Raw genomic sequence first — 7207 nt, forward strand, 5'->3', positions numbered from 1 at the left:
CGTCCGGTGGTGCCGCTGGTGTAGATGATGACGGCCAGATCGTCAGCCGCCCGCACCACGGGTTCATGCGCATCGCGGTGATGGGCGGCGCGATCGAGCAGGCTGCCGCTGCGGTCGTCACCGAGCGTGTAGACGTAACGCGTGCCGCACGAGAAGGCGATCTTGGACACCCAGCCGTGGTTCTGCGGGCTGCACACCACCACCGCGGGCTCGGCATCGCGAATGAAGTACTCGATTTCCGCGCGCTGGTAGGCTGTGTTGAGTGGCAGATAGACAAGACCCGCACGCAGGGTCGCCAGATAGAGGATCAGCGATTCGACCGACTTTTCCACCTGCACCGCGACCCGGGCTCCCTCGGGCAGTTCGAGCGAGGCCAGCAGGTTGGCCATCATGGCCGAGGCCCGATCCAGGTCGCGCCAGGAATAGCGCAACCCGGCACTGGGGCCGTTGATCACCTCGACGGCCGTGGCATCGAGGTCGGCGGGAAAAGCCTGACGGAGATGGACATACAGGTTGCTTGTGCTCATGGCAGTCAACACGGCTCCAGTGGGGAATGAACGGAAGAATCGGTTCAGCGGAACACGGGGACCCGCTTGCCGATGAAGGCCTCGATGCCTTCGCGGTGCTCGCGCTCGCCTGCATAGTCGTAGGCCCCGGTCAGCAACTGGTCCATCGGTGTACCGGCTGCGAGGTCACGGAACAGTTGCTTGTGCAAACGCGCCGCCAGCGGGCTCAGGGACGCCATGTTGCCCAGCAGACGATCCAGCGTCTGGGGCAAGGCGTCCGCCGGCACGATCTGGTGAAGGGCACCACGGGACTTGAGTTCGGCGGCCGGCAGCACCGCGGCGGCCAGCAGCATCTCGCGAGCGGTGACCTCGCCCATCACGCGGGAGACAAGTTGCGCCTCTCGCGGAGCCATGGGAAAACCGAGCTTGGCGATCGGTGCGCCAAACCGGGCATCGTCGGCCGCGAGGCGGATGTCGCAGGCACTGGCGATCTCCACACCGGCTCCCATGCAATTGCCCCGGATCAGCGCGATCACCGGTGCGTCGCAATCGAGCACGGCCTGCAGTCCGCCCCAGACCTCCTGCTCGTGGAAATGCCGCAGCGAGGCTTCCTCGAAACGGAAGGCCGGGTACTCCGAGATGTCCCCGCCGGCGCAGAAATGGGCACCCTCCCCTTCCACGACCACGGCCGAGAGGCTGGCGTCGCCGCGCAGGCCGTCAAACACCCGGCGCAGATCGCGCCACATGGCACGCGACATGGCGTTGAACCTGGCCGGATGGCTGATGGTCACCCGTGCCACCCCCTGCGAGACAACACAAAGCACGCGCCCGCTCATGCTGCCCCCCTCTCACGCCGGCCCGCCCACCACCACAGGGCGATGCCGGCCAGGATCATCGGCACGCACAGCCACTGGCCCATACTCATGCCCAGCGACAGCAGGCCCAGGAAATCGTCGGGCTCGCGGAAGAACTCGGCAATGAAACGGAACACGCCGTAGCCAACGAGGAAGGCACCGCTGACCTGCCCGGTAGCGCGCGGCCGGCGCGCGTACAGCCACAACAGCACGAACAGCAGCAACCCCTCCAGAAGGAACTGGTAGATCTGCGAGGGATGGCGCGGCACGTCACCGGCGCCGCGAAACACCATGGCCCATGGCAGGGAGGGATCGGCTACGCGCCCCCACAACTCGCCGTTGATGAAGTTGCCGATGCGACCCGCGGCCAGACCCGTCGGCACACAGGGCGCCACCAGATCCATCACCTGCAGCCAGGGCCGGCCGCGCGTGCGCGCGTACCAGACCATGGCCAGCAGAACACCGACAAGGCCGCCGTGGAAGGACATGCCGCCCTGCCAGACGGCCAATATCTCCAGCGGGTGGCTCAGGTAGTAGCCCGGCTTGTAGACGAGGCAATAGCCCAGGCGCCCCCCCAGCACCACCCCGACGACACCGAGAAACAGGATGTCCTCGATGTCGCGGCGCGTCCAGGGCGCGGGTTCGCGGATGGATGCGAACGGCTCATGGCGCACGCGCAGCGAACCGAGCAAGAAGAACAGGCTGAAGGCTACCAGGTAGGTCAGCCCATACCAGTGGATGGCCAGCGGCCCCACCTGCAGGGCCACGGGATCGATGGCGGGATGGATCAACATGCCCGCCATTCTGCCGAAGTTCTGCGGCGCTCCCGCCGGAACCCGGCCCTGTCAGGTGCTGTCAGTCCAGTTTCGACAGATCGCGCACGGCGCCCTTGTCCGCCGAGGTGGCCAGCAACGCATAGGCCTTGAGCGCGGCCGAGACCTTGCGCGGGCGCGGCTGCGCCGGCTTCCAGCCGAGCCTGTCCTGCTCGGCACGGCGGCGCGCCAGCTCCTCGTCGGACACCAGCACGTCGATACTGCGGCTGGGGATGTCGATGCGGATGCGGTCGCCGTTGCGCACCAGGCCGATGGTGCCGCCGGCGGCCGCCTCAGGCGAGCAATGGCCGATGGACAGACCCGAGGTGCCGCCCGAAAAGCGGCCATCGGTCAGCAGCGCGCAGGCCTTGCCCAGGCCTTTGGACTTGATGTAGCTGGTGGGATACAGCATCTCCTGCATGCCCGGACCGCCCTTGGGACCTTCGTAGCGCACCACCACCACGTCGCCAGCCTTGACCTGGTCGCCCAGGATGTGCTCCACGGCTTCGTCCTGGCTCTCGACCACATGGGCCGGGCCCTCGAACACCAGCAGGCTGTCGTCCACACCTGCGGTCTTGACCACGCAGCCATCCAGCGCGATGTTGCCGCGCAGCACTGCCAGGCCACCCTCTTTCGAGAAGGCGTGCTCGAAGGAGCGGATGCAGCCCTCGGCTCGGTCGATGTCCAGGCTGGGCCAGCGCGTGTTCTGGCTGAAGGCCACCTGCGAGGGGATGCCGGCAGGGCCCGCCATGTAGAAGGTCTTCACTTCCTCGCTCGGGTTGCGCGCGATATCCCAGGTGTCGAGCGCCTCCTGCATGGTCCTGGCGTGCACGGTGGGCACGTCGGTGTGCAGGCGACCGGCGCGATCCAGCTCGCCCAGGATGCCCATGATGCCCCCGGCACGGTGGACGTCCTCGATGTGGTACTTGTTGGTGTTGGGCGCCACCTTGCACAGCTGCGGCACCTCGCGCGAGAGCCGGTCAATGTCGGTCATCGTGAAGTCGATACCCGCCTCCTGCGCAATCGCCAGCAGGTGCAGGATGGTATTGGTGGAACCACCCATGGCGATGTCCAGCGTCATCGCATTCTCGAAGGCCTTGATACCGACGGAACGCGGCAGCACGGTGTCATCGTCCTGCTCGTAGTAACGGCGGGCCAGCTCGACGATCAGGTGGCCGGCCTTGCGGAACAGCTGCTCGCGATCCGCGTGCGTGGCCACCACGGTGCCATTGCCCGGCAGGGACAGGCCCAGGGCCTCGGTCAGGCAGTTCATGGAGTTCGCCGTGAACATGCCCGAGCAGGAGCCACAGGTCGGGCAGGCCGAGCGCTCGACCTCGGCCACTTCCGCGTCACTGACCTTGTCGTCGGCGGCCATGACCATGGCATCGATCAGGTCGAGCTTCCTGATCTGCACGGTCTGTGTACCGGGAACGGCCAGACGTGCCTTGCCCGCTTCCATCGGCCCCCCGGAGACAAAAATCACCGGTATGTTCAGGCGCATGGCAGCCATGAGCATGCCCGGGGTGATCTTGTCGCAATTGGAAATGCACACCAGCGCGTCGGCGCAATGCGCATTGACCATGTACTCGACCGAGTCGGCAATGATGTCGCGGCTGGGCAGCGAATACAGCATGCCGTCGTGCCCCATGGCGATGCCGTCATCGACCGCGATGGTGTTGAACTCCTTGGCCACGCCGCCCGCGGCCTCGATCTCGCGCGCGACCAGCTGCCCCAGGTCCTTCAGGTGCACGTGCCCGGGCACGAACTGGGTGAAGGAGTTGGCAATCGCGATGATGGGCTTGCTGAAGTCGCCATCCTTCATGCCGGTGGCGCGCCACAGCGCGCGGGCACCGGCCATGTTGCGGCCGGCGGTCGAAGTCTTGGAGCGGTAGGCTGGCATCGTGGGTCTGGGTGTCTGTTGAGAAAGGTACCTGCCAGTATGCCGGTGGATCTGTTATTTGATCCAATACCTTTTGAATTCCTGATTAATATGCTGCATGTATGAATCCACCACACATGCTGATTGACGTCCGGGTCTGGCGCCAGTTCGCCATGGTGGCCGAAGAACTGCATTTCGGTCGTGCAGCACAACGTTTGAACATTACCCAGCCCCCGCTCACCCAGGCCATCGCCAACCTGGAGCGGCAACTGGGTGTGGTGCTGTTCGAGCGCAGCAAGCGCCATGTTCGGCTGACACCTGCCGGCGAAGCGCTGCTGCCGCACGCGCAGGATCTGGTCACCCGGGCATACGCCTTGCCAGAGCAGGCCCGCGCGGCTGCCCATGGTGAGGTGGGGCGTTTGCGGCTGGCCTTCGTCTCCACCGTCGGCTTCGGCGGACTGCCCCAATGGGTCCGGGATTTCCGCGCCACCAGCCCTGGTGTACGCCTGGAACTGACCGAAGCCACCAGCGACGTGCAACTGCAGTGGTTGCGGGAGGGACGCATTGATGCCGGTATCGTGCTGCACGCGCATGACGAGCCACCGCCGCCCGGGACGGAGCGGCAAACCGTCGGCCAGGAACCCCTGCTGTTGGCGCTGCCTCAGCGGCATCCATTGACCCAGGCACGCTCGCTGCGTTTTGAGGACGTTTGCGATGAGCCGCTGGTCCTGTTTCCCCGGTCCATCCTGCCCGCCATCCACGATCAGTTGCATGCCCGCTATGCACTGGCCGGCCGTACGCCGAAGGTGGCGCAGGAAGCCATTCAGATGCAGACCATCGTCAACCTGGTGTCGGCCGAGCTGGGAGTGGCCTGGGTGCTGCAAAGCGTCAGCCAGTTCCAGCGCATGGGCGTGGCGTACCGGGCCTTGCAGGTGCCTCGGGATGGCCCGGCGATGCCGGTTGCCCAGACCAGCGTCATATGGGACAGCAGCCGCGACGTGCCGGTTCTGCAACGCTGGCTGCGCATGGTACGGAACCAGCCGGGCGTGTGATACGAAACGCCTGCCTCGCGCCGTTGATCAGCGCCGCCGGGAACCTCGCATGCCCAGTGCCTCGCGCTGCTTCTCGAGGCGGTCCTTGCGTTTTTTCTCGATCTGTTCAGCGGCCTTGCGTTTGGTATAGCCCGATGTATCCGCCCACGCCCACCACAGCGCCGCCGCCGCGTAGGGCGCCAGAACCCACCACCAGGACCATCCGGCCACGAAACCGATCTCGAAATACTTGAGCAGTGTCAGCAGCAGGCCAATAAGCAGGAAATACATCACACCCCCGGTAAAGCACCGATAAAGCAGGAAATATTCTGTGACTCTCCGTCTCCCCACCTTGGGTCTCGGTAAAATCGGCCCTGTCAACCTCTTACCATTCATCCCACGAGGAGAGTCTGCACATGAAACGTGCTCTGCTGATTATGGCCGCTGCGGCCGCTGTTTCTGCCCCGGCCATGGCCGATGAAGCCCTGGCCAAGAGCAAGAACTGCATGGCCTGCCACGCCGTGGACAAAAAGCTGGTTGGCCCGTCCTACAAGGATGTCGCCAAGAAATACGCAGGAGACGCCAAGGCCGCGGACATGCTGGCCACCAAGGTGATGAAGGGTGGCTCCGGTGTCTGGGGTGCCATTCCGATGCCTGCCAACCCGCAGGTCAACGCCGCTGAAGCCAAGAAACTGGCCACTTGGGTTCTGGGCCTGAAGTAAGGCCGGCAACGGGTCTTTTCCCAGATAAAAAGGCCGCTGCGGTTCCGCAGCGGCCTTTTTTGTGGTGCGCCGGCCCGCAGCGCCTTGCGGCGCCCGGGCCCGACCCGGCTCAGTTGGTCTTGGCCAGTTGCTCGAGGATCGCGGGGTTTTCCAGCGTGCTGGTGTCCTGCGTGATCTGCTCGCCTTTGGCGATCGAGCGCAGCAAGCGGCGCATGATCTTGCCACTGCGCGTCTTGGGCAGGTTATCGCCAAAGCGGATGTCCTTGGGTTTGGCAATAGGCCCGATTTCCTTGCCCACCCAGTCACGCAGCTCCTTGGCGATGGCCTTGGCTTCGTCGCCCTCGGGACGGCCGCGCTTGAGCACGACAAAGGCGCAGATGGCCTCGCCCGTGACGTCGTCGGGACGGCCGACCACAGCCGCCTCGGCCACCAGATCGGTCTTGGCGACCAGGGCCGATTCGATCTCCATGGTGCCCATACGGTGGCCGCTGACGTTGAGCACGTCGTCGATGCGACCGGTGATGCGGAAATAGCCAGTGCGGGCGTCACGCACGGCCCCGTCACCCGCGAGGTAGGTGCGGCCGCCCAGTTCCTCGGGGAAGTAGCTCTTCTTGAAACGATCCGGATCGCCCCAGATGGTGCGGATCATCGAAGGCCAGGGCCGCTGGATCACCAGCATACCGCCCGAACCGTTGGGCAGCTCCTTGCCGGTTTCGTCGACGATGGCGGCCTTGATGCCCGGCAGCGGCAGCGTGCACGAACCCGGCACCAGCGGCGTGGCGCCTGGCAAGGGTGTGATCACGTGGCCGCCCGTCTCGGTCTGCCAGAACGTGTCCACGATGGGGCAACGCTCGCCACCGACATGCCGGTAGTACCACATCCAGGCCTCCGGGTTGATGGGCTCGCCCACCGTGCCCAGGATGCGCAGGCTCGACAAGTCGGAATTCTTCGGGTGCACGGCCTCGTCGGATTCAGCCGCCTTGATGAGCGAGCGGATGGCCGTGGGCGCCGTGTAGAAGATGGAGACCTTGTGACGCTCGATCATCTGCCAGAAACGGCCTGCGTTCGGATAGGTCGGCACGCCCTCGAACACCACCTGGGTCGCACCGGCCGCCAGGGGGCCATAGGCCACATAGGTGTGGCCGGTGATCCAGCCGATGTCGGCGGTGCACCAGAATACGTCTTCGGGGCGGATGTCGAAGGTCCACTCCATGGTCTGCTTGGCCCAGAGCAGATAGCCACCCGTGGCATGCTGCACCCCCTTGGGCTTGCCCGTGGAGCCTGAGGTGTAGAGCACGAACAGCGGATGCTCGGCGTTCACCGGCACCGGGGCGCATTCTGTGCTCTGGCCTGTCAACGCCTCGGTGAACGACACATCGCGGCCGGCCACGCGGTTCCAGGCC

Annotated in this window: 8 protein-coding genes; 2 read left to right on the forward strand and 6 right to left on the reverse strand. The window is 65.4% G+C overall.

What is annotated here, in order from left to right; all coding sequences use genetic code 11:
• From PHQ87_RS12960 to ilvD, 4 genes are all read right to left on the reverse strand, one after another.
• Positions 1–527, reverse strand: a 527-nt coding sequence (locus tag PHQ87_RS12960) for an AMP-binding protein (RefSeq protein WP_300235018.1), incomplete at its 3' end; no start/stop codon positions are given.
• Positions 528–571: 44 nt separating this feature from the next.
• Entirely contained in the window at positions 572–1342 is a 771-nt protein-coding gene (locus PHQ87_RS12965; protein ID WP_300235021.1) for an enoyl-CoA hydratase-related protein, read from the reverse strand.
• A complete protein-coding gene (gene lgt / locus PHQ87_RS12970) occupies positions 1339–2154 on the reverse strand; it encodes a prolipoprotein diacylglyceryl transferase (RefSeq protein ID WP_300235023.1) in 816 nt (271 codons plus the stop codon). Before lgt ends, PHQ87_RS12965 begins: the two co-directional genes overlap by 4 nt.
• 61 nt (positions 2155–2215) lie before the next feature.
• Entirely contained in the window at positions 2216–4072 is a 1857-nt protein-coding gene (gene ilvD / locus PHQ87_RS12975) for a dihydroxy-acid dehydratase (RefSeq protein WP_300235026.1), read from the reverse strand.
• A 101-nt stretch (positions 4073–4173) separates the two neighbouring features.
• Between ilvD and PHQ87_RS12980 the strand changes: the two genes are divergently transcribed.
• Positions 4174–5103, forward strand: coding sequence for a LysR family transcriptional regulator (locus tag PHQ87_RS12980; protein ID WP_300235029.1), 930 nt, complete (start codon positions 4174–4176; stop codon positions 5101–5103).
• 27 nt (positions 5104–5130) lie between these two features.
• On the opposite strand, the gene PHQ87_RS12985 is transcribed toward PHQ87_RS12980, so the two are convergent.
• Positions 5131–5373 (reverse strand): TIGR04438 family Trp-rich protein, encoded by a 243-nt coding sequence (locus PHQ87_RS12985; protein WP_300235033.1) that lies wholly within the window; start codon positions 5371–5373, stop codon positions 5131–5133.
• A 125-nt stretch (positions 5374–5498) separates the two neighbouring features.
• Between PHQ87_RS12985 and PHQ87_RS12990 the strand changes: the two genes are divergently transcribed.
• Positions 5499–5804 carry a c-type cytochrome gene (locus tag PHQ87_RS12990; protein WP_300235037.1) on the forward strand — a complete coding sequence of 102 codons (306 nt, stop codon included), beginning with the start codon at positions 5499–5501 and terminating at the stop codon, positions 5802–5804.
• 109 nt (positions 5805–5913) lie between these two features.
• On the opposite strand, the gene PHQ87_RS12995 is transcribed toward PHQ87_RS12990, so the two are convergent.
• The coding region (locus tag PHQ87_RS12995; protein ID WP_300235040.1) for an acetate--CoA ligase at positions 5914–7207 on the reverse strand (1294 nt) is incomplete at its 5' end.

The sequence above is a fragment of the Hydrogenophaga sp. genome, from assembly GCF_028698005.1.
Taxonomy (GTDB): domain Bacteria; phylum Pseudomonadota; class Gammaproteobacteria; order Burkholderiales; family Burkholderiaceae_C; genus Hydrogenophaga.